Source organism: Actinoplanes sp. HUAS TT8 (genome assembly GCF_051380535.1).
GTDB lineage: Bacteria > Actinomycetota > Actinomycetes > Mycobacteriales > Micromonosporaceae > Actinoplanes.
Map to the genome: position 1 here is coordinate 7338628 of NZ_CP195646.1, position 25255 is coordinate 7363882.

Sequence of the window (25255 nt, forward strand, 5' to 3'; positions counted from 1 at the left end):
CCTCTAGGCGCTCGGCCGCGGCACGAGCTTCTGAAACACGTCGATGAAGGTGTTCATCTCGGCGCGAGTACCGAGGCTGGCGCGGAACGAGCCGGCCAGGAGCGGGCTCTTCTGGCGACGGACCAGGATCCCCGCGGACCGCAGGTCGTCGATGACCCGGTCGCAGTCCGGCGGACGGATCAGCACGAAGTTCGCGGCGCCCGGCCAGAACTCCACACCGTGCCCGCGCAGGAAATCGCAGACGGCCGGCTTGACGACGGTCATCTGCTCGGCCACGTACGCCCGCATCTCGTCCGGATGATCCAGCTGCGCCGTCGCCGCGACGGCCGCGAGCGTGTTGATGTCGAACGGCCCCCGCACCTTGACCAGCTGCTGGACCACCTCGGGGCGGGCGATCACGTAGCCGACCCGCAGGCCGGCCATCGCGAACGCCTTCGAGAACGTCCGCAGCACGATGAGATTGGGGTGTTCCGCGATGTCGGGGACGACGGTCACGCCGGCGAACTCGAAATACGCCTCGTCGACCACGACCGGGGTGTCCGGGTGCTCCCGGGCCACTTTCAGGATGAACTCGCGGTCCACCGCCGTACCCGTCGGATTGTTCGGGTTGATGAACGCGATCACCGTCGGGCGGGTCGCGAGCGCCGCCTCGAACGCCGTGTACGGGAACGACAGGTCGGGCCCGTAGGGGACACCGGTGACGCTCGCGCCCGCGATGCCCGCCACGTGACCGAAGATGACGAACTCGGGGCGGGCCACCAGCAGGGTCGAACCGGTGGTCAGGAACGCCCGGAGCGTCACGTCGATCGCCTGGTCGGAGCCGTTGGTCGGGAGCACCCAGTCGGCCGGGACACCGCAATACCCGGCGATCGCCGGGATCAGCTCCCGGTACTCCGGGTACTCGAAGACGCCGCGCGAGGTGACCCAGTCGGACAGGATCCGGGCGACGCGGGGCGACAGCGGGGCGGTGGACTCGTTCCGGTCGAGCCGGATCATCTTCCGCCGGTCGAGATCCGACCAGTCCGGCACGTACTCGGCGGCGTCGGCGACCGAGGAGAGGAACGGCAGCGTCATGCCAGCGTCGCCTTAACCCCAGGGGCCAGAGCCTTCCGGTACGGGTTGTGACTCAGCAGCTCCTCGACGGCGCGGCCCAGCCCGGCGAAGACCCGTGGCCAGCCGGCCGCCGGGTCGACACCCTCGCCCACGTGGACCATGACGCTGGCCTGCATGCCGCCGGCGAAGCCGTCGATGAAGTCGTCCAGGTCCTCGCTGAACAGGTCACCGGAGACCGTGTGCCCGATCAGGAACCCACGCCGGAACGCGGCGTAGGTGCCCCGCATCGGCACGTACTTCCAGAACTTCCGGCCCTCCATGCTCAGCCCGACGCGGACGCCCTGCTCCACGTCGTCGACGTCGTGCACGTTGGAGCCGGCGCCGTAGATGCCCAGCGCGCCCATCCGCGCGATCGCCATCGCCCGCAGGGCCCGGCCGATCACCATGCCGACGTCCTCGGTGATGACGTGGCTGGAGGAGAGCCGGGTCGCCTCGAACCGGACGGTCAGGCGGAGCCCGGCCGCGGCCGCGAAGTCCTCCAGCAGCCCGGTGAGTCCGTCCACCGACACGGAACCGTTGACCTGGATGGCCACGTCCGTCTGCGGGGTGCCGAGCGCGAGATCGACCGAGACGACGCTCTCGGCGGTGGCCCGGCTGACCCGGACGGCGGTCGGCGAGACCGCGTCCGTGGTCCAGCCGGCCTCGACCGCGCTGACCGGCGCGGCCGGGGCGACACCGGAGCCGGTGGTCTCCGGCAGCTCGACCGCGTCCGGGGTGGCGTTGTACATGCGGTCGAGCGCGATGCCGACCGCCCGGTACACACCCTCCCAGGTGTGGTGCGGGTCCTCGAAGCTGCCGACGGTGACGTCGATGTCGATGCCGATGGTCGCCGCGAACGACTCCAGCAGCTCGACCAGGGGCGTGCCGTGGGTGAGCTGCTCGCAGCGCACGGAGAGGAACCAGTCCAGGTCGACCTCCTCGGCCGACGCGAGACGGACGCGGCCGCCGTCGGCCGCCACGCGGATCGTCACCTCGGCGCTGCCGTCGTCGATCATGCCGAGAGCGGCGCTGGTGTCCCGCAGGCGCGGCATGGCGGCGATCTCGGCGCCCAGAGCCGCGCCCAGGGCACGCCAGTCGTCGTTCGTCCACTCCATGTCGATGGAGCAGCCGAGCCGCCAGGCGATGTGCTCGACCATGTGGCTGACGAAGTCGTTCGGCGTGTGCAGCGTCTTGTTCGTGATGCCCAGGCGGCCCAGGGTCACCCGGGGAGCGACGAGCCGCTGATAGGCCCGGTTGGCGAAGCCCGACTCGGCGAGCGCGCGGAACGTGTCGGCCCCGGTCGCGACGCCGATGGTCCAGCAGCCGGCGGTGTGGGCGGCCTGGAGGCCGAGCACCGAGTCCTCGACCGCGACGCAGGCGGCCGGGTCCTGACCGGCCCGGCGGGCGGCGGCCAGGTACATGTCCGGGGCCGGCTTGGAGGCGACGCCGGGCTCGTCGTTGCCGACGACCTCGTCGACGTGGTCGAGCAGCCCGCCCGACTTCAGCATGTGCCGGACCTCGTCCTGCGGGTTGTTGGAGACCACGACGACGCGCAGGCCGGCCGAGCGAGCACCCTTCACCAGGGCGGGAACACCGTCCAGAGTGACCGGCACGGTGGTGCGGCGCTCCTCGTCGTGGTCGGCCACGAGCTGGGCGATCTGCTCCTCGGTGAGCGTGGCACCGGCCGCCTCGCCGATCAGCTGCCAGAAGCGGGGAAGGGGATGCGGGAAGAAGCGCCGGATGTCCTCGACCGAGACCGCGACGTCGCCGACATGCTTCCGCAAGAGCCGTCCGACGACCTCGAAGTCCATAGAAAGGGTGTCGAACAGGACACCATCCATGTCGAGCAGTAGCGCTGACGTGCCGTCCGGCACCTCGATCTCTCCCAGCAACATCCTGGAATCATATCCAGCGCCCCATCGGGAGGACCGTTCCCACCAGGGTGTGGGACGGCCCGGCGGCCTCCCCCGGACAGCGTGTCCGTCAGGATGTGTACCGCACCCGGACCGCGTCGCCGTGCGCCGGGAGATCCTCGGCCTCGGCCAGCGCGACCACGTGTTCGAGGACGTCGCGCAGCGCCGACTCGTCGTACTCGATCACGTGGATGCCCCGCAGGAACGTCTGCACCGACAACCCGGACGAGTGCCGGGCGCAGCCGCCGGTCGGCAGCACGTGGTTGGAGCCCGCCTGGTAGTCGCCCAGCGACACCGGCGACCAGGCGCCCACGAAGACCGCGCCGGCGTTGTGGACCCGCATGGCCCACGTCCGCGCGTCCCGGGTCTGGATCTCCAGGTGCTCGGCGGCGTACGCGTCCACGACCGTCAGCCCGTGCTCCAGATCGTCCACGAGCACGACTCCGGACTGCTCACCGGTCAGCGCGGCCTGCACCCGCTCGCGGTGCTTGGTCGCCGCGACCTGGACGGCCAGTTCGGCCTCGACCGCGTCGAGCAGCGCCGGCGCGTCGGTCACCAGCACGCTGGCCGCGAGCGGGTCGTGCTCGGCCTGGCTGATCAGGTCGGCCGCGACGTGCCGGGGGTCGGCGGTCTCGTCGGCCAGGATGGCGATCTCGGTCGGTCCGGCCTCGGTGTCGGTGCCGACCACGCCGCGCAGCAGCCGCTTGGCCGCGGTCACCCACACGTTGCCGGGGCCGGTGATCATGTCGACCGGCTCGCAGTGCTCGAAGCCGGCCGGGTCGTCCGCGGCGGCCGTCCCGCGGGAGCCGTAGCCCATCATGGCGATCGCCTGGGCGCCGCCGACCGCGTAGACCTCGGTCACGCCGAGCAGCTGGCAGGCGGCCAGCACCCGGGAGTCCGGGAGGCCGTCGTTGTCCGGCTGCGGCGGGCTGACCACGACCAGGCCCTCGACCCCGGCTTCCTGGGCCGGGACCACGCTCATGACCACCGTCGACGGGTAGAGGGCGAGGCCGCCGGGCACGTACAGCCCGACCCGGCGCACCGGCACCCAGCGTTCGGTGACCGTGCCGCCGTCGACCACCTGGGTGGCGACGTCGGTGCGGCGCTGGGCCGCGTGCACCTTGCGGGTCCGCTTGATCGTCTCCAGCAGGGCCGCGCGAACCTTGGGGTCGAGCGTCTCGGCGGCGGCGGCGATCGCGGCGGCGGGCACCCGCAGGCGTTCCAGCCGCAGACCGTCGAATCGCTCGGTGGCCTCGCGGATCGCGCTGAAGCCGTGTTCCCTCACCGCCTCCACGACCGGGCGAATCCGTTCGACGGCCACGGACACGTCGAGCTGGGCACGGGGCAGCAGGCCGCGCGGGTCCCGGCGGGATCCGCGCAGGTCGATACGGTTCAGCACGGCGACAGTGTAGATTCGCGACGGCCGAACCTGAAAGACATTCGCCGAAGCCCGCCACGCTCGGGACAGGCTGATCACACAGCGGGTTGACCAAGGTCAGCGGAACGTTAGGCTGAACGCGTGAGCGATCGGCTGCCGGTCTTCCCGCTGAGCACGGTGCTCTTCCCCGGTCTGGTGCTGCCCCTGCACATCTTCGAGGAGCGTTATCGCGCTCTCGTGCGGGAACTGCAGGCCCGTCCGGCCGAGCCACCGGCCGAGTTCGGCGTGGTCACGCTCCGGCACGGCACCGAGGTGGCGCCCGAGCCGGGCGAGGGCCCGGTCCCGCCACCCGCGCCGGTCGGCACCGCCGAGCTGTACGAGGTGGGTTGCACCGCCGAGATGCGGCACGTCAGCGAGCTGCCGGACGGCCGGTTCGACATCATGACGGTGGGCCGCCGCCGGTTCCGGGTGGTCGGCGTCGCCCAGGGGGCCGAGCCTTACCTGACCGCCGAGGTCGAGTGGCTGCCCGACGACGAGGCCCCGGACGTGACGGCCGAGCTGCTCAAGCCCCGGGTGCTGGCCGCCTTCCAGACCTACCTTCAGTTGCTGCGGCCGGGCGCCGACATCCTCGACCAGATGCCGGAGGACGCGACCGTGCTCTCCCACCTGGTCGCCGCGACCGCCCAGCTCACCGTGGACGAACGGCACGCGCTGCTGGCCGCGCCCGACACCGCCGCCCGGCTGCGGGCCGAGCTGCGGCTGCTCAACCGCGAGGCTGGTCTGCTGGCCCGGGTGCGGGCGGTGCCGGTGCCGCTGTCGGATCTGGCCCGGCCGGCCAGCCCGAACTGATCATCGGCGACTCGAACGGCTCCTCGTACTGCCCGTGGTTGGGGCCGTAGCCGGGCTGCGCGCCCGGCTGTTCCAGATCCGGGTCGTTGGACCAGCCGGCCAGCAGGGTCAGCACGATCGCCGCGACGAACGCCGGGACCAGGGTCGGGCCGACCGAGTGCAGGGCCGGCGGCGCGAGATAGGTGGAGCCCTGGGCGGCCGTGGCCCGCCAGTGCTCGTACGCGTCCTTGCCGATCAGCTCACCCAGGGGGACGGCCACCCACTTCACCGCGGCGCCGGCCCCGGCGACCACGCCGAGCAGCAACGCGGGCCCCCGGTCACGGCGCAGGACGAGCCACGCGGCCAGCGCCACGATCAGGCCGAAGCCGATGCCGAGCAGGGTGAGCCAGCCGTCGGCGGCGATGTACTGCTCCGGGGACGGGTCGTTGACGACGATGCCGTTCGTCCCGGCGTCGATCACCGGCACGGTCGGCGCCAGCTGATGCCAGAGCAGCCCGAGCGGGGCACCGAGCACGGTGACCACCGCCGCGCTGCCGAACCCGACGGCGAGTGTCCGCCGCAGCGGCCGGCGACTCCGTTGCTGGAGCCGCCACCACGACGGGCCCACCGCCGGCTTGTCGAAAACAACCGGTGTCGGTGTCCCGGGATCCTCAGGTTGCACCCTCTGATCCTTCCAGATCCGGCCCGCGGGTCAGGCGACGGCCGCCGGACCGAGGATCATCTTCAGGTCGGCGCGCAGTGCCGGGGTGGCCGCCACCCGGGCCGCGACCAGCCGGACGACCGTGGTCCGCTTGCCGTTCTGCAGGTGGACGTGCACCTCGGTGTCGCCCGGATGACCGGAGAGGATGTCCTTGAGCTCGTCGACCAGCGGTGGGGTGACCCGGGTGATCGGCATGGTCAGGACCACCGGCTTGCTGTCCGGGTTGTGCGAGACGTCGGGGATGGACATGTCCATCGCCATGATCCGCGGGGTGTCGTCACGACGGTCCACCCGGCCCTTGACCACCACGATCGCGTCCTCGGCGATGTACTGGCCGATCACCTCGTACGTGTTCGGGAAGAACAACGTCTCGACGCCACCGGCCAGGTCCTCCACGGTGGCCGAGGCCCACGCCCGGCCCTGTTTGGTGATCCGGCGCTGGACGCCGGTCAGGATGCCGGCGATCGTGACGATCTGCCCGTCCTGGACCGAGCCCTCCTCGTTGAGCGCGGCGATGCTGACGTCGGCGTTGCTCTGCAGCACCTGCTCCAGACCGGCCAGCGGGTGGTCGGAGACGTAGAGCCCGAGCATCTCCCGCTCGAAGGTGAGCTTGTCGCGCTTGTCCCACTCGGCGTCGAGGATGGTGGGCATCGCCACCATGGAGGTGGACCCGCCGTTCTCGTCGCCGAACGCCCCGAAGAGGTCGAACTGGCCGGTCGCCTCCTTCCGCTTGACGTCGGTGAAGGCGTCGATCGCGTCGGCGTGCACGGCGAGCAGGCCCTTGCGGCTGTGCCCCATCGAGTCGAACGCCCCGGCCTTGATCAGCGACTCGATGGTCCGCTTGTTGCAGGCCACCGCGTCCACCTTGGACAGGAAGTCGTAGAAGTCGGTGTAGGCACTTTTCTCCTTACGGCACCGGGCGATCGCCTCGACCACGTTGCCGCCGACGTTGCGGACCGCGCCCAGACCGAACCGGATGTCCTTGCCGACCGGGGTGAACGGGCCGGCCGACTGGTTCACGTCCGGCGGCAGCACCTGGATGCCCATGCGACGACACTCGGCCAGGTAGACGGCCATCTTGTCCTTGTCGTCGCCGACGCTGGTGAGCAGACCGGCCATGTACTCGGCCGGGTAGTGCGCCTTCAGGTACGCCGTCCAGTAGGAGACCAGGCCGTAGGCCGCGGAGTGGGCCTTGTTGAACGCGTACCCCGCGAAGGGGACCAGCACGTCCCACACCGCCTGGATCGCCTCGTCGGAGTAACCGTGCTCGCGGCAGCCGTCGCGGAACGGGATGAACTCCTTGTCGAGGATCTCCTTCTTCTTCTTGCCCATCGCGCGGCGGAGCAGGTCGGCCTGGCCGAGGCTGTAGCCGGCCAGGATCTGCGCGGCGCGCTGCACCTGCTCCTGGTAGACGATCAGGCCGTACGTCGGCTCCAGGATCTCCCGCAGCGGCTCCTCCAGCTCCGGGTGGATCGGGGTGATCTCCTGGAGCTTGTTCTTGCGGAGCGCGTAGTTGGTGTGCGAGTCGACGCCCATCGGGCCCGGACGGTACAGCGCCAGGACGGCCGAGATGTCCTCGAAGTTGTCCGGCTTCATCAGGCGCAGCAGCGAGCGCATCGGCCCGCCGTCGAGCTGGAACACACCGAGCGTGTCGCCGCGGGCCAGCAGTTCGTAGGCCGGCTTGTCGTCCAGCGGCAGGGCCAGCAGGTCGAGCGGGGCGCCGTGGTTGAGCTCGATGTTCTTGTTGGCGTCGTCGATGATCGTCAGGTTGCGCAGGCCCAGGAAGTCCATCTTCAGCAGGCCGAGCCCCTCACAGGTGGGGTAGTCGAACTGCGTGATGATGACGCCGTCGGCGGCCCGCCGCATCAGCGGGATGTGATCGATGATCGGCTCGGCGCTCATGATGACGCCGGCGGCGTGCACACCGGTCTGCCGGATCAGGCCCTCGATGCCGCGGGCGGTGTCGATGACCTTCTTGACGTCCGGGTCGGTCTCGTACAGCGAGCGGATCTCACCGGCCTCGTTGTACCGCTTGTCGTCCTTGTTGAAGATGCCGCCCAGCGTGATGCCCTTGCCCATCACGTCCGGCGGCATGGCCTTGGTGATCCGGTCGCCGACCGCGAACGGGTAACCGAGCACACGGGCCGAGTCCTTGATCGCGGCCTTGGCCTTGATCGTGCCGAACGTGGCGATCTGCGCGACCTTGTCGTCGCCCCAGCGCTCGGTCACGTAACGGATGACCTCACCGCGCCGGCGCTCGTCGAAGTCGATGTCGACATCGGGCATCGAGACGCGCTCGGGGTTGAGGAACCGCTCGAAGATCAGCCCGTGCTGGATCGGGTCCAGGTCGGTGATGGCCATGGCGTACGCGATCAGCGAGCCCGCCGCGGAACCACGGCCCGGACCGACCGCGATGCCGTTGTCCTTGGCCCACTGGATGAAGTCGGCGACGACCAGGAAGTACGCCGGGAAGCCCATCTGGATGATGACGCCGAGCTCGTACTCGGCCTGGGCGACGTGCGTCTCCGGGATCCCGTCCGGGAAACGCTTGCGCAGGCCCTCGAACGCGACGTGCCGGAAGTACTCCTCCTCGGAATACCCGTCCGGGATGGGGAACCGGGGCATCAGGTTCTTGAACGTGAACATGCCGTCGATGTCGACCCGGGAGGCCACCAGCAGCGTGTTGCGGCAGCCCTCCTGCCAGGCCTCGGACGAGTCCACGGCACGCATCTGGTCGGCCGACTTCACGAAGTAGCCGTTGCCGTCGAAACGGAACCGGTTCGGGTCGGCGATGTTGCTGCCGGTCTGCACGCAGAGCAGCACGTCGTGCGCGGCCGACTGCTCCTCGTACGTGTAGTGGGAGTCGTTGGTGACCAACGGCGGGATGTCGAGCTTCTTGCTGATCTCCAGCAGGCCGTCGCGGACCCGCTTCTCGATCGACAGACCGTGGTCCATGATCTCGAGGAAGTAGTTCTCCTTGCCGAGCGCCTCCTGGTACAGGGCGGCCGACTTGAGGGCCTCGTCGAACTGGCCGAGCCGCAGGCGGGTCTGCACCGCGCCGGACGGGCAGCCGGTGGTGCCCATGATGCCCTCGGCGTGCTCCGCGATGATGTCGAAGTCCATCCGCGGGTACTTGCCGAGCTGCCCCTCGATCGAGGCCCGGGAGTTGAGGCGGAACAGGTTCTTCAGACCGACCGCGTTGCGGGCCCACATGGTCATGTGGGTATACGCACCGTTACCGGAGATGTCGTCCGACTTCTGCTCCGGGCGGCCCCACTTGATGCGGGTCTTGTTCAGCCGGGACTCGGGCGCGACATACGCCTCGACGCCGATCAGAGGGGTGATGCCGGCGTCCTTGGACTGCTTGTACATCTCATACGCGCCGTGCATGTTGCCGTGATCGGTGATCGCCGCGGCCGGCATGCCCAGCCGCTTCGCCTCCCCGATGAGCTCCTTGACCCGGGCCGCTCCGTCGAGCATCGAATACTCGGTGTGAACGTGCAGATGCACGAACGAGTCGGACACCCGGGTCCCCCTCTTCTGTTGGCGAGGTCGCTCAGCTTACTCCGCGAAGGGCTCGAGCATCAGTGATGCCGCTCGTAGCCAAGCCTGCCGGGTCTCCGGCTGAAGGTCCCCGTACTCGATCGAGGAACCCACCTCCAGCGCCGGGTCGTAGGGCACCACGGCCACCCCACGGGTCCGCGTCGCGAAGTGCTTCTTGAAGTCCTCCAGCAGCGGCAGCGCGCCCGGCGACGGACAGGAGATCAACGTCACGGCGTTGGCCACCATGTCGCCCATCCCGCTCTCCTCCAGGACGTCGAGCATCCAGTCGGCGGTGAAGGCGGCGTCCTCGCGGGGCACCGTGGTGATCACCAGCTGATCGGCCGATCGCATGACCGTCTGCCAGTTCACGCTCTCGACGTTGTTGCCGGTGTCGACGCAGATCACATCATGCGTACGACGGAGCAGGTCCATCACCCGGCGCACGGTGTTCTGGTCCAGCCGCTGGGCGAACCGCGGGTTCTCCTCACCGGCCAGCACGTCGTAGGAGCCGTCGGAGGCGTGCCGCAGATACGCGTCGAGCTCCTGCAGCAGCGCGTCGCCGTGCAGGCCCTCGATCCGCATCAGGTCGGCCAGCAGGTGCTTGATCGTCCGGGCGTGGCGGGCGCTGCCGGCCCGCAGGCCGAGCGTGCCCCGCAGCTCGTTGTCGTCCCAGGCGAGCACGCCGCGACCGCGGACGCTGCCGATGGTGGCCGCGGCCAGCACGGTCGCGGTGGTCTTGTGCACGCCGCCCTTGGGATTGGCGAACGCCAGCACGCGGGGCTTGCCCAGCTTGCGGCGCATCACCGCGACGGCCCGTTCCATCCCGTCGTCGGTGCGGGACTGCCGCCACTCGATCCGGGCGCCCGAGGTGGCCGGGTCGAGCCGGGGCGCGACCGCCGGGGAGCTGGGCGCGACCGGGATCGGCTGGGCCACCGGCGCGGGCGGCGGGGCGACCGGCGGAGCCACCGGGCGCGGGGCGACCGGCGGAGCCACCGGGGGCGCGGCCGGCGCATACGCCTGCGGGTAGGCCGGCGGCTGCTGTGGATAGCCGTTGGGCTGCGGGTATCCGTTCGGCTGGGGGGCCGACGGCGGGTAGGTCGGCGCGGGCGGATAACCGCCCCGGGCCGGTGGCTGAGGGGGCTGCGGCGGGGCGACCGGAGGCTGCGGGCTCCGCGGCGCCGGCTCGAAGTAGCTGCTCGGCTGCGCCTGCTCCGGGCGGCCCTGCCAGCGCGGGTCCAGCGGGTTCACCGGGCGCTGCGGCATCGCCCGTGGTGGCTCGGCCGGAGCCGGCGGGCGGGCATCCGGGCGTTGCCCGTCGAAGCCCCGGTTGTCCAGCGGGTTGACCGGCCGGGCCGACCCGCGGGTCGGCGGCGCCTGCTGGCCCCACTGCTGCGGAACCGCGGCCGGTTCCGCCTTCGGCTCCTCCGCGGGCTCCTCGGCACGGTGACCGTGCCGGGCACGGTCGAGCAGAGCCCGCCAGCGCGGGGCTGGTTCCGCAGGCCGGCCCCAGCCGGTCTCGGTCCCGTCCACGGCTTGTCCCTTCTGCGCCTTACCCGACGTCGTTCTCCGGCGAGGGGTTCTCGCCAAGACAGGCTACGGACGAGAACCCTATTCGGGCCACCGACCGACTGCCCATCCCCCTGTCGTTCTTGATCACATGGCGGCACGCCGGTCGTGCACGTGCATCCACCCGAACGTTTCTTCAGACGGAAGAACTAACGTTGCGGTTCAGCGACGGATGATCCGGAGGGCGCGCCGGTAGTGGCGTGAGCTGTGCTCATCTCCGCCTCCGAGGGTACGTCAACCGGCTCCGGCGACGAGCCGGAGGAGGACGCCGGCACCAGTGAGCTGCCGGTCGGTGAGGTGGAAGTCACAGTGATCCCGATCGACGACGGTAACCGGGACGGCGAGCCCGGGGCAACGTCCGGAACCGCGGTTGGCACAGGCGTCACGGACGGCTCGGCCGACACCGTGCCGTTCTCCTCCGGCAGCGGCGGGCGGAACTCCGTCCGGTCCAGGCTGCGCACCTCGGGCGCCGGATCCACGGCCCGCACGCCGGCCCGGGTCGCGATCGCGTCCAGAGCCGCCGGTGCGGCATGGATCACCGCCGCGAAAACACAGGAACACCCTTGCCGGTACGCCGCGGCCTCCCGCGCCGCGGTTCCGGCGGCGTTCGCGTACGTCTGCCGCAGTCGCCGCTCCCGCTGTCCCTCGCCGGCCAGCGAGCGTTCCAGGCGCGAGTAGTCGGCCTGCTCCTGATCACGGACCAGGGCGGCGTTGAGCATGCCGGCGGTCACGTCACCGGGCATCGAGTAGGCCGGGATGAGCGACACCTGGGTCCGTGCGTCCGGCAGCGGCACCCGGACGTACACCTGGGCCACCGCCGCCCCGGCGAGCAGGACCGGGAGCCGATCCGGGGCCGTGTAGTCGTGCAGGCTGACCAACGCCCACGTGTCCCCGGCGGCCGGGGCCGAAGGGTCGGTGAGCATGGCCAGCTCGCGGCGCGACGAATCCACGTACCCGCCGACGGTCTGGCCCTCGACGACCCCGACCCGTACGACGTCGCCCGGGTCCGGATCGTCCGGACCACCCGGACGGCCGGCCCAGGCGACGGCGAACACCAGCGTCGCGGTAGCGGCGAGCGCCACCCCGGTCATCAACTGCAACCGGAGCGAACCGCCCCCGAACCTGACGAGGACCGCTCGCAGACGATGCGCGCGTGTCACACGGGGTCTCCCGAATCAGCAGGTCAGCCGACGTCCTGCAGGACGTCCAGCGCGTATTTCAGGTCAGCAGGGTAGTCGCTGACGAACCGGACCTCATCGTGCGTCCGGGGGTGGACGAAAGCCAGCTCACGTGCGTGCAGCCACTGCCGTTCCAGCTTCAGCCGGGCCGCCAGCGTTGGATCCGCACCGTACGTGAGATCGCCGACGCAGGGGTGCCGCAGCGCCGAGAAGTGCACCCGGATCTGGTGGGTGCGCCCGGTCTCCAGTCTGACGTCGACCAGGCTGGCCGAGCGGAACGCCTCCAGCGTGTCGTAGTGGGTGACGCTCGGCTTGCCGCCGGACATCACCGCGAACCGGTAGTCGGCCGTCGGATGCCGGTCGATCGGGGCGTCGATCGTGCCCCGCAGCGGATCGAGGTGACCCTGCACCACCGCGTGGTAGCGCTTCTCCACCTCGCGCTCCTTGAACGCCCGCTTCAGCACGCTGTACGCCATCTCGGACTTGGCGACCACCATCAGACCGGTGGTGCCGACGTCGAGACGGTGCACGATGCCCTGACGTTCGGCGGCGCCGCTGGTGGCCACGTTCTGACCCATCGCGGCCAGGCCGCTGACCACCGTCGGACCGGTCCAGCCGGGGCTGGGGTGGGCCGCGACGCCGACCGGCTTGTCGACCACCACGATGTCGTCGTCGCTGTAGATCACCGACATCCCGTGCACCGGCTCGGCCACCAGGACCGGGGCGGTCACCGGCGGCGGCAGGGTCACTTCGAGCCACGAGCCCGCGGCGACCTTGTCCGATTTCGGCCGGGGAATGCCGTCGACCAGCGCGTTGCCGTCCTCGACCAGGGTGGCCGCGGCTGTCCGGGAGAGCCCGAACAACCGGGAGACCGCCTGGTCCAGCCGCATGCCGTCAAGCCCGTCGGGAACCGGGAGGGAACGTGTGTCGCTCATGCCGTTTCCTCCGTCCCGGTAGTCGTGTCCGATTCCGCCCCTACTTTGCCCTTACCCCGCAGGCGGCTGCCGTCACGCTGCCGCCCGGTCAGTTCCAGCAGCACCGCGAGGCAGACGCCGACGGTGAGGCAGCTGTCCGCGATATTGAAGACCGCAAACCTTTCGCCGTACGGCGCGAAAGCGCTGATCATGTCGACCACGTGACCCTGGAACGGGCCGGGAGCCCGGAACAGCCGGTCGGTCAGGTTACCCAGCGCGCCGCCGAGCACGAGCCCGAGCGCGAGCGCCCACGGCACCGACCGCAGCTTCGTGGCCATCCAGCCGATCCAGCCGATCACCACCAGCGTGATCAACGGGAAGATCCAGGTGTACGCGCTGCCGAAGCTGAACGCCGCGCCGCTGTTGCGCAGCAGCGACAGGTAGATCAGGCCGCCGAGGATCCGCTTCGGCTCGTTCGGGTCGAGATTCTCGGTGGAGAGGTACTTCACCCACTGGTCGACGGCCAGTGCGATGAGCGCGGTAGCGCCCAGCACCGCCACGGCGCGCGGGGCGAACCGCGAGGCCTTTTCGGCGTTCAGCGTCTTTCCTCCAACTGCTTGCAAGAGACACAGAGAGTCGCGGACGGGAACGCGGCCAGTCGTTCCACCGGAATCTGGTTACCGCACCGCTCGCACCAACCGTAGTTGCCCGTCCCGAGCCGATCGATGGCGCGTTCCACCTGTGTGATCCGCTCGAGCAGGTTGTTGGCCAGCGTGATCTCCTGCTCCCGCTCGAACGTCTTGGTGCCGGTGTCGGCCTGGTCGTCCCCGGCCGAGTCGGCGAGCCGCTCCCGCGAAAGCTCGGTGATCTCACTGAGCGCATGATCGTACTCGGCCTGCAGCTCGGTCAGCCGGGTCGTCAACGCCACCCGGATCTCCTCGGTCTCGGCCGCGGAGCGGGCCCGCTCGTCGCCCTGCGCGGACCGGATGTCGGTTGCCTTGGCCATCATCGCTCCCTCAGCCACGCCCGGCGCGGCGATCAGCGGTCCTCGAACCGGAACAGGAGGCCCGTCGCAGCCGTCCCGCCGATTCCCTGTCTTCCCCCATGCCCGGCGCGGGCGATCCCACCCACACCCACCGGGTCGATCCACCCGGACGATCGAGAATACACCCCGCGTAACTCAGGCATCACCAGTTGTCACCGCCCGCAAGCCCGCCGACACTCCACCCCCGAGCCCCACCCGACCAGCAATCCCCACCCTCCGGGCAACGCCCCTCACCCACCCAGCAAGCCTCTCCTCCCGAGCGACGAGCCTCATCCGCCGAGCAGCGGGGTGAGACGGACGGCGATCTCGTCGGGCGACGCGTCCACGGTGAAAACCTTGTCCCGGCTCGTGGCCCCGATGCGCAGGGCGACAGCGGCGGCTCGCACGCCGAGTGCGTCGGCCAAGGCCCGCCGAACCGCCTCGGTGGCCTTCCCGTCCACGGCGGGCGCCCCCACCGCGATGATCAGCGCCGGCCCGTGCGGCCCCGGATAGCTTCCCCCGACCTTGGTCCGCCCGGCCCCGGGCCGAACCCGCACCGCCACGGAAACCCCGGCCCCTTGACCGCGTTCGCCCATACCCACCATTCTCCCGCCGTCATCCCCCACCCCCGAAAGCCCGGCCCCAAACTCACGGTTCAAGCTGGCTCTCCGGGGTGCCTCAGGGGTGCCGAGGCAACCCGGCCGGGACCAGCGGCGGCCGTCGGCGTCCAGCAGGCGGGCGATGCGGTGGGATCAGCGGCGGGCGTTGGCGCCGAGGAGGCGGTCCACCGGGCGGCACAGGCCGCACGGGCTGAAGCCCAGCTCGACCGCCTCGGCCGCCGGCAGCGACTCGGTGAGCCGGCCGACCAGGTGCGGACAGTCGGCCATGTGGTACCTCGGCCGCCCGTCGACCACCAGCACCTCGGTGTCGAGCCGGGCCACCTGGACCGCGTCGGTGGGCTGGACCGCCTGCGGCAGCGGCTCGTCGTCGGGGTCGTCCGCGTCCGGTTCGCCGAACTCGTCCACCAGCGAGGGGTCGGTGGCCCCGGGACCGGAGCCCTGCACCGGGAAGCCCCCGGCCGAACCGGAGTAGGCACCCCCCGAGGGCGCCGCACTCGGCGAACCACCCGAGGCCGCGTAGGAGCCGGAGCCCGCAGGCCCGGCCACGTAATCCGAAGTCCCCGGACCAGCCGCGTAGCCCGAGGTCCCGGGCCCGGCCGGGGACTCGGCGGAAGCGGTGGGCCCGGCCGGGGAGTCCGCGGACGCGGTGGGTCCGGACGAGCCCGGCCGCCGCCACGCCTGGTCGTCCGCCTCGGTGCCGCGGGCCGCGCCGATCGTCGACGAGGCAGCCCGATAGTCCGGCGAAACGACGGATTCGTCCGTCAGGTGTGTTCCCGCGCCACGCGCGCCTTCCCCCGTACGCGGAAGATCGCCTTGTCGGCCTTGATCCGTAACCGGGTGTTCTTCGTATACCTCGTCAGCGGCCGGGAAACCGATCGGGTCGGTGTGCCCCGCCGCGGAGGACCGGTCGGTCGCGTAGGACTCGGAGGCATAGGAGCCGGCAGCGTAGGGAGAGTCGCCGGCGAACCCGGAATCGGCTGCGGACGCGGCGCCGGCCGGGGCAGAATCGTGGGCGTCGGGCGCCCCAGCGGTGCGGCGCGGAGCGGGACCGGGAGGGTCACCGTCGTCCAGCGCATCCGGCATGCCGGGCGCCTCGGGGCGGCGGGTCGCGGCGCTCTGCCGGAGGCCGATGACGAGCGCGACGGCGGCCAGCAGACTGGCCACGATCGAGGCTATGAGAAGGCTGCTCGACCCGCGGACCAGGCCGATCGCGAGGCACACCACCCCGACGAGGATGAGCGGGAGACTAGCAGAAATCATGGCTCATCCTCGTCGCGCGGTGCGGGGCTGCGGTCAGCGACCCGATTCGATGGCGTTGGAACGGCCGCCGTAGGACCCGGCCAGGCCGGCCGCGGCGAGACCACCGGAACCACCGACCGAGCGGCTCGCGTCGGCCCGCGCCATCTCGGCCTCCAGGCCCTGGCCACGACCGTCGAGGTCGCGCAGCTGGCTCTCGAGGTACGCCTTCAGTCGCGTGCGGTACTCCCGCTCGAACTGCTTGAGCTCCTCGATGTGCTTCTGCAGCGCGGTCCGCTTGGCGTCCAGGCCGCCCATGGCCTCCTGGTGCCGCTGACGCGCGTCGCGCTCGAGGGCGTCGGCCTTGGCCCGGGCCTCGCGGGTGACCTCCTCCGCCTTGGAACGGGCGTCGGAGAGCAGCTTGTCGGCCTCGCGCCGGGCGTCGGACACGTGGTCGTCGGCGGTGCGCTGGGCCATCATCAGCACCCGGAGAGCCTGCTGCTCACCGTCGGCGCCGGTCGGGCCGGCACCGGGGCCGGGGCCCTGCGTGCGCACCTGCTCCAGCTCGGCCTGCATCTGCCGGGCCGCCTGCTCGGCGGCCGACTTGTCCCGCTGGACACGGTCCAGCTGGGCCTTGAGGTCGTTGAGCTCGGCCGCGAGGCGAGGATCGGCGCCCGGGCCGGCTGGCGCGCCACCCCGACCGCCGCGCTCCACCTGGGCGCGCAGCTCGTTGTTCTCCTCGATCAGACGGGCGAGCTCGCGCTCGACCTCGTCCAGGAAGGCGTCGACCTCCTCCTCGTCATACCCCCGCTTGCCGATCGGGGGCTTCTTGAAGGCGACGTTATGCACGTCGGCCGGGGTCAGCGGCATCGAAACTCCTCGGGTCAGTCGCGGCCGCGGTTGGGGCTGCTGTCTAGCTGTTAAGGCGTGATGAGATTACGTAGCACTAACTCCATGAGCACGAACAGGATAACCAGCAGCACGATGGAAGCCAGGTCCAAACTCACGTTACCAATGCGCAGCGGTGGGATCACACGCCTCAACGCCTTCAGGGGTGGATCCGTGACGCTCCACACCAATTCGAGTGTGGCGGATGCACCCCGGCCGGGTTGCCAACGGCGCCCGTACTGCAGCACCGCTCCCAGGACGAACCTGCCCAGCAGCAGCAGGAAGAAGAAGTACACCAACAGATAGAGAATCTGGAACACGATCGACAGCACGTCCGGCGGATCCCTCGTTCGGGTCAACTCTGAGTGAAGAAGCCACCCTCAGCGATCTTGGCCTTGTCCTCCGCGGTGACCTGGACATTCGCCGGTGAGAGCAGGAAAACCCGGTTGGTCACGCGCTCGATCGTACCCCGCAGGCCGAACGCCAGTCCGGCCGCGAAGTCGACCAGACGGCGGGCGTCCGACTCATCCATCTCGGTGAGATTGATGATGACCGGCACGCCGTCGCGGAAATGCTCGCCGATGGTCCGCGCCTCGCGGTACGTCGTGGGGTGCAGCGTGGTGATCTGATACCGCTGCTCCTCCTCGTGCGGGCGGTGCTGGACCTGCGGCTGGTGCACCGGCTGCGGAGCGAGCGCCAGGTTCTCCCGGGTGGAGTAGGTCATCGCCGAGGACTGCTCGGGCGCCACCGACGGGCGGGTGATGGAGCGGACGCTGCTGCCCCGCTCGATCCGGTCGTCGTCCTCCCGGTCCAGTTCGGCGCGTACCGAGGAGACGCGCTCGCTGAGCCGGCTGGAACGCTCGGACCGGTCCCGCTCCGGACGGTCCCGCTCGGGGCGCGACCGAGGCACCGGCCGCTCCTCCTCGACCTCGTCGTCGTCGAAGCCGTCGGAGTATCGACCGCTGTCGGAGTAACGGTGGTCACGATCGTGATCCCGGCCGCCCCGGGGCGTCCGGTAGGAGCGCTCCTGGTAGCCACGCTCCTCGTACTCGCGGTCGTCCTCCTCCTCGGCGAGACCCAGCCAGACGGCCGCCTTCCGGAAAGTACTCATTGCCCCCACCTCCGTCCGCTCTGCGGCCCGCGCCCCCTCATGGCGTGCCGCGTCCCCCCTGGTGAGCCGGACATCGAGTCCGATCAGGACCCGTGACCCGCTGCGACGCTGCGTCGTCGGACGCAACGGCCGCCTGCTGGAGACGCGTCGCGTAAAACAACACCTGTGTAGTTTGCTGCCCGCCGCAAGGCTACCGCAGCGAGTTTCGCATCCCGAGTAAAGATGTACCGATCCGTACGTGTGTCGCCCCGTGCCGGACGGCGGCCTCCAGGTCGCCGCTCATGCCGGCCGAGACCGTCGTGGCACCGGGATGGGCCTTGACCAGCTGACCGGCCAATTCGGCCAGTCGCTCGAAGGCCCGGTCGGGCTCCCAGCCCAGCGGGGCGACGGCCATCAGCCCGCCCAGCCGCAGACCGTCCGAAGAGGCCGCCGCGTCGGATACCCGCCAGAGATCGTCACCGGACACGCCGCCGCGATCCGGCGCGCCGTCCAGACTGACCTGGACCAGCACCTCAAGCGGCTCGTCGCGCCCCGCGACGGCGGCCCGGGCCAGCGCCTCGACCAGGCGGAGCGAGTCCACGGACTCGACCACATCGGCGTACGCGGAAACCGATTTTGCCTTGTTGCGTTGCAACTGTCCGACGAAGTGCCAGCGCAGCCGCACGCCGGCCGCCCGCACCGCGGCCGCCTTGCCGGACGCGTCCTGGTCCCGGTTCTCCCCGACGTCGGTGACGCCGAGCCCGGCGAGCAACAGCACGTCGCTCGCCGGGTACGTCTTGGTCACCGCGGTCAGCGTGACCGATTCCGCCGGGCGCCCGGCCGCCTCGCAGGCGCGCGTGATCCGCTCGCGCACCCGCTGGAGATTGGCGGCGAGCTCGGCCCGCCGCGTCTCGTGATCAACCATCGGCCGCTGTCAGGAACCGTTCTTCAGGAAGTCCGGCACGTCCACGTCGTCGAAGAGCACGTGCTTGCGCGGCGACGGCGTGGGCGGAGTGGCCGGCGTCGTGATCGCGGGCAGCGAGGACGACGAGCTCGTGGTGGTCGTGGCCGGCGGGTTGTGCTGCTTGCGCACGGGCGCCTCGGACGGCTTGTACGAGGGCGAGCCCCCGTCGAACCCGGCCGCGATCACGGTGACCCGAACCTCGTCGCCCAGCGCGTCGTCGATGACCGCGCCGAAGATGATGTTCGCGTCCGGGTGGGCCGCGTCGGTGACCAGCTGCGCCGCGTCGTTGATCTCGAACAGGCCGAGGTCGGAACCGCCGGCGATGGAGAGCAGCACGCCGCGCGCGCCGTCCATGCTCTGCTCCAGCAGCGGGCTGGAGATGGCCCGCTCGGCCGCCTCGACCGCCCGGTTGTCGCCGCGCGCACTGCCGATGCCCATGAGCGCGCTGCCCGCGTTGCTCATCACGCTCTTGACGTCGGCGAAGTCCAGGTTGATCAGACCCGGGGTGGTGATCAGGTCGGTGATGCCCTGAACACCGGAGAGCAGCACCTGGTCGGCCTGGCGGAACGCGTCCATCATGCTGATGCCGCGGTCGCCGAGCGCCAGGAGCCGGTCGTTCGGGATCACGATCAGCGTGTCGCACTGGTTGCGCAGCTCTTCGATACCGGCCTCGGCCTGGACCTGACGCCGCTTGCCCTCGAACGAGAACGGGCGGGTCACCACGCCGATGGTCAGCGCGCCCAGCTTGCGGGCGATGTTGGCCACCACGGGGGCGCCGCCGGTGCCCGTGCCGCCGCCCTCGCCGCAGGTCACGAAGACCATGTCGGCCCCCTTGAGGACCTCCTCGATCTCGTCGCGGTGGTCCTCGGCGGCGCTCTTGCCGACCTCGGGCTGGGCGCCGGCGCCGAGGCCCCGGGTCAGTTCCCGGCCGACGTCGAGCTTGACGTCGGCGTCGCTCATCAGCAGGGCCTGGGCATCGGTGTTGATCGCGATGAACTCGACGCCCTTGAGCCCAACCTCGATCATGCGGTTCACAGCGTTCACGCCGCCGCCGCCGATGCCTACGACCTTGATGACCGCAAGGTAGTTGTGCGGAGGTGTCATCGGGCTCAGCCTTCCCTTCCGGGGTTGGCGGATGTCGAGGGCCCCTGCGGTTCCGGGTGGGATCCGCACTTCGACATCCACTGCCGTACAAGGGAGGGCGAGGAAACCCTCACCCTCTACTAGAGGTTCAGAGTTATGTCAACCACTCGAACCTCTCGACGCAACGTATGCGGACATCGCGCCGGGACCAAAGAACCGGTGCGGCGTGTCGCGTCCGCTTACGTGGCGAGTATGCGACTCACCCGTAACCTCGGACGAAATATTCCGTTCGTACGTTTTTGTCGCTTTGGCCAATTGGTTACCGAATGGTAACGATGGTCGGTGCGCTCACGTCGATCTCGGCCCCCTTGCGCTTGAGCAAGGCCGTGGCCACCTTGCTCTTCAACTCGCTGTCGCTGTCGTCGCCCCAGATGACCACCCGGTCGTCGCGCAGCTCGAGCCGGATCGCCACCGGCGACGTCACCGACACCGCCACCAGTTGCTCGCGCAGGTCGTCACTGAGCGCCTCCAGCACCTTCAGCGCCGACGCGGTGTTCGCGTCGGCCGGGCCGGGCGTGGCCAGGCGCGCCGTCGGCAGGCCGGACGGCACGGCGGCGACCTGCCGGAACGGCACACCGGCGTCGTCGATCAGCGTGAACTGCCCGTTCGCCGGCACCGCGGCCACCGCGACCCGCTCGACCACCTCGATCCGCAGGGTCGACGGCCAGCTCCGGACCACGGTCACCTTGTCGACCGGGGCCAGCCCGCGCACCCGCGCACCGACCTGGTCCAGGTCGACCCGGGCGAGCGGGCGCCGATCCGGCACCGCGGCCGCGGCCCGCACCTGAGCCGGGTCGATCGTCTGGGTGCCGACCACCTCGACCGTCCGCACACCCAGCACCGACGTGCCGTAGACCAGCCAGGTCAGGCCCCCGGCGACGAGCAGCGCGCCGGCACCGACCAGCCAGGGCAGGGCGGCCCGCAGCTTGCGCTGCCGGGCCCGAGCCATGAACCGGCGCGCCGACGGCGGCACCGCGTCGGTGTCGGCCCGCACCAGGCGCCAGTTGCGCGTGCCCCCGCCCGCCGCCACCGATCAGCCCGCGAGACCCGGCTGGAGGTCGGCCTCGGCCAGCGCGGCCAGCAGTTCGTCACCCATCAGCGAGATCGGCGGCGCGCCCATGGTCACCACCACGTCGCCCGGACGGCTGCGGCGGACCACCTCGGCCGGCACGTCCTCCCAGTCCGGGACGAAGACCTTGCGGTCGGCCGGCAGCTCGATCGCCGCGGTCAGGGCGAGACCGCCCTCGCCCGGCCCCCGGGTCTCCCCCGGGCCGAACACCTCCATGATGATCGCCTGGTCGGCCAGGGCCAGACCCTCGGCCAGCTCGGCCTGCAGGTCCCGGGTCCGGTACACCCGGTACGGCTGGAAGACCACGATCAGGCGGCCGTCGCCGGCCACCTCGCGCAGCGTGCGCAGGGCGGCCAGGACCGAGGTCGGGTGGTACGCATACTCGTCGTAGACCCGCACACCGGCCGCGATGCCCTTGCGCTCGAACCGGCGGCGCACGCCCGGGAACGACTCCATGGCCTCGACGATCTTGGCCAGCGGCAGGCCCAGCTTGATCGCCGTCAGCACCGTCGCGGCGCTGTTCAGGCCCATGTGCTTGCCCGGCAGGGCCAGTTTGAACTCGCCCAGATCCTCACCGTGCAGGGTGGCCCGGTAACGGACGCCGCTCACGGTGGAGACGATGTCGGTGACCCGCAGGTCGGCGTCCTCGGCTTCGCCGTACGTGAAAACGGTCTTGCCCTTGGCCTTGAGCCCCGCGATCAGCTCGTCCGTGCCGGGCCCGTCCGCGCAGGTGACCACGAAGCCGTCGGCCAGCGCGCCGAACTCCAGGAAGCCGGCCTTGAGCGTCTCCAGGTCACCCCAGTTGTTGAGGTGATCGCCCTCGATGTTCGTGATGATCGCCACGTGCGGGCGGTAGATCAGGAACGAGCGGTCGTGCTCGTCGGCCTCGGCCACGAAGTGCGGGCCGCTGCCGTGGTGGCCGTTGGAACCGGCCGCGGAGAGCTCCCCGCCGATCACGAACGACGGGTCCTGCCCGGCGTGCTGCAGGATCACCGTCATGATCGAGGTGGTGGTGGTCTTGCCGTGGGTGCCGGCCACCGCGATGGTCTGCCGGTTCGTCATCGCCGCGGCGAGCGCCTCGGACCGGTGCAGCACCCGCAGCCCGCGCCGGCGTGCCTCGACCATCTCCACGTGATCCCGCGGGATCGCGGTGGAGTAGACGACCGTGTCGACACCGTCCAGGTTCGAGGCCTCGTGAGCCATGTGCACCGTCCCGCCGAGCGCGCGCATCCCCGCCAGGGCGGGCCACTCGCGCAGCTCGCTGCCGGAGACCGGGATGCCCCGGGTCAGCAGGAGCCGGGCCAGGCCGGCCATGCCGACCCCGCCGATCCCGATCAGATGCACGCTGCCCAGATCCTCGGCGGTCATCTCACCGGCCGGCGTCAACTCCGCCGTGTTCACCACAAAACTCCCTCAGTCGCGTCGCGGCGGAGCCGCACCGGCCCACCACCTTCAAAGACGAAGCTTTCGGTACGGGCGAGCCCCATCGGTCCACCGCATTCAAGGACGAAGCCTTCGGTACGGGCGAGCCTCATCGGTCCACCGCCTCCAGAACGAAGCGGAGCAACTGTTCGTCACCGTCGCGCCGCCCGTACCCCGCCGCGGCGTGACCCATCGCGGCCAGGCGCTGCCGATCCCGGGCCAGCGGGATGATGTTGCGCTCGATCCACTCCGGGGTCAGCTCGCTGTTGTCGACGAGCAGGCCGCCGCCCGCGTCGACCACCGGGAGCGCGTTGCGCCGCTGCTCCTGGTTGCTGAACGGGTACGGCACGTAGATGGCGGGCATGCCGAGCGCGGTCGTCTCGGCCACCGTGATCGCGCCGCCGCGGCAGAGCATCAGGTCGGCGGCAGCGTAACCGAGCTGCATGTCCGACAGGTAGGGCACGACGACATAGGGCACCGGCAGGTCGTTCGGCACCTCGAACGGGTCGTTGCGCCCGCCCTGCACGTGCAGCACCTGGATGCCGGCGTGGGCCAGCCGCTTGGCCGCCGCGGCCACCGCCAGGTTGATCGTCCGCGCGCCGGAGGAACCGCCGGAGACGAAGAGCACCGGCAGGTCCGGCCGGAGCCCGAAGTGGTAGAGCGCCTGCGGGCGCAGGGCCGGCCGGTCCATCTGGGTGATGCCGGTGCGCAGCGGGACACCGACCAGGCGCGCGTTGCGCAGCGACTCGGCCTGCTCCAGCTGGTGCGGGAAGCCGACGGCGACCCGCTTGGTGAACTTCATGCCCATCCGGTTGGCGACCCCGGGCGGCACGTTCACCTCGTGGACCACGATCGGCATCTCCCGCCGCCAGGCCGCCAGGTAGGCCGGGACCGACACGTAGCCGCCGAAGCCGACGACCACCTCGGCGCCGACCTCGTCGATGATCTCGCCGGCCGCGTGGGTGGACTTGTACATCCGGTCCGGGGTGCGCAGCAGGTCCAGGTTCACCGAGCGGGGCAGCTGGAACGCCGGAATCACCCGCAGGTCGTAGCCGGCCGCGGGGATCAGCTGGTTCTCCATGCCCTTGGGGCTGCCCAGCGTGGTGATCCGGATGTGCGGGAAGTGCCGGCGTAAGGCATCGGCGAAAGCCAGCAGCGGATAGATGTGTCCACCGGTGCCTCCTCCGGCGAGCACGACCGACCGCAGCTGCACCATCACCTTCTCCTCTCGCCCCCCGCGCCCACCGGCGTTTCACGCGGTTGTCCCGGCCGCCGCGGCGGGGGAACCGGCGGCAGCGGGGCCCAGACTAGTCGCACCCATCGAGGGGTCGGACGGGCGTTCAGGGCACGCGCCGCGTCCGGCTCCGCGCGCGCGAACGAGGCCAGTATGCCGACCGCCGCCATGGCCACGATGAGGGCACTACCACCTGCGGAGATGAACGGTAGCGGAAGACCGGTGATGGGCAGCAGGCCGACCACCCCACCCATGTTGATCACGGCCTGGGCGACCAGCCAGGTGGTGATCGCGGCCGCCGCGAGACGGCGGAACGGGTCGGCCGAACGGCGGGCGATCCGGAAGCCGGTGAAGGCCAGCACCGAGAAGAGCGCCAGCACGACCGCACAACCGACCACCCCGAGCTCCTCGGCGACGATCGCGTAGATGAAGTCGTTCTCCGCCTCCGGGACCCAGCCCCACTTCAGCGCGCCCTTGCCCAGGCCGACACCGAACCAGCCACCCTCGAAGATCGCCGAGCGACCCTGGATCAGCTGATAACAGACGTCGACGTTGCACTTGTCGAGCGGGGTGAGGAACGCGGTGAGACGCTGCACGCGATAGTTCGCGGCGTCGGCCGAACCCGAACCGGCGCCCCGGGACGCGGCCGCGATCAGCAGGCCGACACCGGTCAGGCCGAGCACACCGAGCGCGCCGAACACCCGCAGCCGCACGCCGGCCGCCCAGAGCAGGCCGACGATCAGCGCCAGCAGGACCAGCATGGTGCCGACGTCGTTGTAGCCGACCAGGATGAAGAGCAGGCCGATGACCGGGAAGAGCGGCATCGCCAGCTCTTTCCAGTGGCCCAGGGACACGCCCTTGCGGGCGATGAGATCCGCGCCCCACAGCACCATACCGAGCTTGGCCAGTTCGGAGGGCTGGACGCTGACCCCGCCGACGGCCAGCGAGAGCAGGCTGACCGAGATCGGGCCGACCTTCTCGCTCTCCTGAGCGCCGATGTGCTTGATCACGACGATCAGGTTCTGGAAGGTGAGCAGCACCACGGCCGCGCCGAGCACGTACTTGCCCAGGGCGCGCAGGGTGATCGCGGGCAGCCGCTGGCAGATCCAGAAGGCGACCAGGCCGAGCAGGGCGTAGACGACCTGACTGGAGATCGCCGAGAACGCGTTGCCGTTGGCCGCGTACGCCTTCACGCTGGTCGCCGAGAAGACCATGGTCAGGCCGATCAGCAGGAGCAGGCCGGCGCTGGCGATCAGCAGGTAGTAGGACGAGAGGGGCCGGGCCAGCAGCCCGTGCACGGCGGGCAGGAACTGCCGGCTCAGTGACGGGCGGGCCTGTTGGGTACGGTCGTCCGCCATGCCCCCATCATCGTCCGGCGATCACGCCATCGACGGTCACGTCGATGGCGTGTCGCATCGGGGTTTGTCACGTG

Annotated in this window: 22 protein-coding genes; 1 reads left to right on the forward strand and 21 read right to left on the reverse strand. The window is 70.7% G+C overall.

Annotated elements, in window-relative coordinates:
• Positions 1–3 precede the first annotated feature (3 nt).
• The 3 genes from ACSHV8_RS32375 to hisD form a co-directional block, all read right to left on the reverse strand.
• Complete coding sequence (locus ACSHV8_RS32375) at positions 4–1074, reverse strand: pyridoxal phosphate-dependent aminotransferase (RefSeq protein WP_436521942.1); 1071 nt, start codon at positions 1072–1074, stop codon at positions 4–6.
• Positions 1071–2987 carry an HAD-IA family hydrolase gene (locus ACSHV8_RS32380; protein ID WP_436521944.1) on the reverse strand — a complete coding sequence of 639 codons (1917 nt, stop codon included), beginning with the start codon at positions 2985–2987 and terminating at the stop codon, positions 1071–1073. Before ACSHV8_RS32380 ends, ACSHV8_RS32375 begins: the two co-directional genes overlap by 4 nt.
• An 88-nt stretch (positions 2988–3075) precedes the next feature.
• Positions 3076–4404: a histidinol dehydrogenase gene (hisD, locus tag ACSHV8_RS32385; protein WP_436521946.1), complete on the reverse strand. Its 1329-nt coding sequence runs from the start codon at positions 4402–4404 to the stop codon at positions 3076–3078.
• Between the two features lie 120 nt (positions 4405–4524).
• Here hisD and ACSHV8_RS32390 point away from each other — a divergent pair, with 120 nt between their 5' ends.
• The gene (locus tag ACSHV8_RS32390; protein ID WP_436521948.1) at positions 4525–5232 is read left to right on the forward strand and encodes an LON peptidase substrate-binding domain-containing protein; all 708 of its coding nucleotides are present in this window, start codon (positions 4525–4527) and stop codon (positions 5230–5232) included.
• Here ACSHV8_RS32390 and ACSHV8_RS32395 read toward each other — a convergent pair.
• The 18 genes from ACSHV8_RS32395 to ACSHV8_RS32480 all read right to left on the reverse strand — a co-directional run bounded on the left by ACSHV8_RS32395 (position 5147) and on the right by ACSHV8_RS32480 (position 25181).
• Entirely contained in the window at positions 5147–5893 is a 747-nt protein-coding gene (locus ACSHV8_RS32395) for a hypothetical protein (RefSeq protein ID WP_436521950.1), read from the reverse strand. The two genes, ACSHV8_RS32390 and ACSHV8_RS32395, sit on opposite strands and share 86 nt — an antisense overlap.
• Before the next feature lie 30 nt (positions 5894–5923).
• A complete protein-coding gene (dnaE, locus tag ACSHV8_RS32400) occupies positions 5924–9457 on the reverse strand; it encodes a DNA polymerase III subunit alpha (protein ID WP_436521952.1) in 3534 nt (1177 codons plus the stop codon).
• Positions 9458–9493: 36 nt separating this feature from the next.
• Positions 9494–11005 carry a MinD/ParA family ATP-binding protein gene (locus ACSHV8_RS32405; protein WP_436521954.1) on the reverse strand — a complete coding sequence of 504 codons (1512 nt, stop codon included), beginning with the start codon at positions 11003–11005 and terminating at the stop codon, positions 9494–9496.
• Between the two features lie 185 nt (positions 11006–11190).
• Entirely contained in the window at positions 11191–12132 is a 942-nt protein-coding gene (locus ACSHV8_RS32410; protein ID WP_436521956.1) for a hypothetical protein, read from the reverse strand.
• A 92-nt stretch (positions 12133–12224) separates the two neighbouring features.
• The gene (locus ACSHV8_RS32415) at positions 12225–13154 is read right to left on the reverse strand and encodes an RluA family pseudouridine synthase (RefSeq protein ID WP_436521958.1); all 930 of its coding nucleotides are present in this window, start codon (positions 13152–13154) and stop codon (positions 12225–12227) included.
• Positions 13151–13756, reverse strand: coding sequence for a signal peptidase II (gene lspA / locus ACSHV8_RS32420; protein WP_436521960.1), 606 nt, complete (start codon positions 13754–13756; stop codon positions 13151–13153). The genes ACSHV8_RS32415 and lspA overlap by 4 nt, the downstream gene beginning before the upstream one ends.
• Positions 13729–14139 (reverse strand): TraR/DksA family transcriptional regulator, encoded by a 411-nt coding sequence (locus ACSHV8_RS32425; RefSeq protein ID WP_436521962.1) that lies wholly within the window; start codon positions 14137–14139, stop codon positions 13729–13731. The genes lspA and ACSHV8_RS32425 overlap by 28 nt, the downstream gene beginning before the upstream one ends.
• A gap of 308 nt (positions 14140–14447) precedes the next feature.
• A complete protein-coding gene (locus ACSHV8_RS32430) occupies positions 14448–14753 on the reverse strand; it encodes a DUF167 domain-containing protein (protein ID WP_436521964.1) in 306 nt (101 codons plus the stop codon).
• 156 nt (positions 14754–14909) lie between these two features.
• A complete protein-coding gene (locus ACSHV8_RS32435; protein ID WP_436521966.1) occupies positions 14910–16037 on the reverse strand; it encodes a hypothetical protein in 1128 nt (375 codons plus the stop codon).
• Positions 16038–16070: 33 nt separating this feature from the next.
• Positions 16071–16883, reverse strand: a complete 813-nt coding sequence (locus tag ACSHV8_RS32440) for a DivIVA domain-containing protein (protein ID WP_436521968.1) — start codon at positions 16881–16883, stop codon at positions 16071–16073.
• A 50-nt stretch (positions 16884–16933) separates the two neighbouring features.
• Positions 16934–17233 (reverse strand): YggT family protein, encoded by a 300-nt coding sequence (locus ACSHV8_RS32445; protein WP_436521970.1) that lies wholly within the window; start codon positions 17231–17233, stop codon positions 16934–16936.
• 23 nt (positions 17234–17256) lie between these two features.
• The gene (locus ACSHV8_RS32450; RefSeq protein ID WP_436521972.1) at positions 17257–18012 is read right to left on the reverse strand and encodes a cell division protein SepF; all 756 of its coding nucleotides are present in this window, start codon (positions 18010–18012) and stop codon (positions 17257–17259) included.
• A 190-nt stretch (positions 18013–18202) separates the two neighbouring features.
• Positions 18203–18916, reverse strand: coding sequence for a YggS family pyridoxal phosphate-dependent enzyme (locus ACSHV8_RS32455; RefSeq protein ID WP_436521974.1), 714 nt, complete (start codon positions 18914–18916; stop codon positions 18203–18205).
• 9 nt (positions 18917–18925) lie between these two features.
• Positions 18926–20059 carry a cell division protein FtsZ gene (ftsZ, locus tag ACSHV8_RS32460; RefSeq protein ID WP_436521976.1) on the reverse strand — a complete coding sequence of 378 codons (1134 nt, stop codon included), beginning with the start codon at positions 20057–20059 and terminating at the stop codon, positions 18926–18928.
• A 298-nt stretch (positions 20060–20357) separates the two neighbouring features.
• Positions 20358–21128, reverse strand: a complete 771-nt coding sequence (locus tag ACSHV8_RS32465; RefSeq protein WP_436521978.1) for a cell division protein FtsQ/DivIB — start codon at positions 21126–21128, stop codon at positions 20358–20360.
• A 3-nt stretch (positions 21129–21131) separates the two neighbouring features.
• Positions 21132–22568, reverse strand: coding sequence for a UDP-N-acetylmuramate--L-alanine ligase (gene murC / locus ACSHV8_RS32470; RefSeq protein ID WP_436521980.1), 1437 nt, complete (start codon positions 22566–22568; stop codon positions 21132–21134).
• A 130-nt stretch (positions 22569–22698) separates the two neighbouring features.
• Positions 22699–23805, reverse strand: coding sequence for an undecaprenyldiphospho-muramoylpentapeptide beta-N-acetylglucosaminyltransferase (gene murG, locus ACSHV8_RS32475; RefSeq protein ID WP_436521982.1), 1107 nt, complete (start codon positions 23803–23805; stop codon positions 22699–22701).
• Positions 23805–25181, reverse strand: coding sequence for an FtsW/RodA/SpoVE family cell cycle protein (locus ACSHV8_RS32480; RefSeq protein ID WP_436521984.1), 1377 nt, complete (start codon positions 25179–25181; stop codon positions 23805–23807). The genes murG and ACSHV8_RS32480 overlap by 1 nt, the downstream gene beginning before the upstream one ends.
• Positions 25182–25255: the final 74 nt, after the last annotated feature.

What these genes read in the sequence shown, in the direction of transcription:
- ACSHV8_RS32425 (WP_436521962.1), bottom strand. Translation starts at nt 14,139, where the DNA reads ATGGCCAAGGCAACCGACATCCGGTCCGCGCAGGGCGACGAGCGGGCC.
- ACSHV8_RS32455 (WP_436521974.1), bottom strand. Translation starts at nt 18,916, where the DNA reads ATGGTTGATCACGAGACGCGGCGGGCCGAGCTCGCCGCCAATCTCCAG.
- ftsZ (WP_436521976.1), bottom strand. Translation starts at nt 20,059, where the DNA reads ATGACACCTCCGCACAACTACCTTGCGGTCATCAAGGTCGTAGGCATC.
- ACSHV8_RS32415 (WP_436521958.1), bottom strand. Translation starts at nt 13,154, where the DNA reads ATGAGCGACACACGTTCCCTCCCGGTTCCCGACGGGCTTGACGGCATG.
- ACSHV8_RS32430 (WP_436521964.1), bottom strand. Translation starts at nt 14,753, where the DNA reads ATGGGCGAACGCGGTCAAGGGGCCGGGGTTTCCGTGGCGGTGCGGGTT.
- ACSHV8_RS32380 (WP_436521944.1), bottom strand. Translation starts at nt 2,987, where the DNA reads ATGTTGCTGGGAGAGATCGAGGTGCCGGACGGCACGTCAGCGCTACTG.
- ACSHV8_RS32435 (WP_436521966.1), bottom strand. Translation starts at nt 16,037, where the DNA reads ATGATTTCTGCTAGTCTCCCGCTCATCCTCGTCGGGGTGGTGTGCCTC.
- ACSHV8_RS32410 (WP_436521956.1), bottom strand. Translation starts at nt 12,132, where the DNA reads ATGACCGGGGTGGCGCTCGCCGCTACCGCGACGCTGGTGTTCGCCGTC.
- ACSHV8_RS32450 (WP_436521972.1), bottom strand. Translation starts at nt 18,012, where the DNA reads ATGAGTACTTTCCGGAAGGCGGCCGTCTGGCTGGGTCTCGCCGAGGAG.
- murG (WP_436521982.1), bottom strand. Translation starts at nt 23,805, where the DNA reads ATGGTGCAGCTGCGGTCGGTCGTGCTCGCCGGAGGAGGCACCGGTGGA.
- ACSHV8_RS32375 (WP_436521942.1), bottom strand. Translation starts at nt 1,074, where the DNA reads ATGACGCTGCCGTTCCTCTCCTCGGTCGCCGACGCCGCCGAGTACGTG.
- ACSHV8_RS32480 (WP_436521984.1), bottom strand. Translation starts at nt 25,181, where the DNA reads ATGGCGGACGACCGTACCCAACAGGCCCGCCCGTCACTGAGCCGGCAG.
- ACSHV8_RS32440 (WP_436521968.1), bottom strand. Translation starts at nt 16,883, where the DNA reads ATGCCGCTGACCCCGGCCGACGTGCATAACGTCGCCTTCAAGAAGCCC.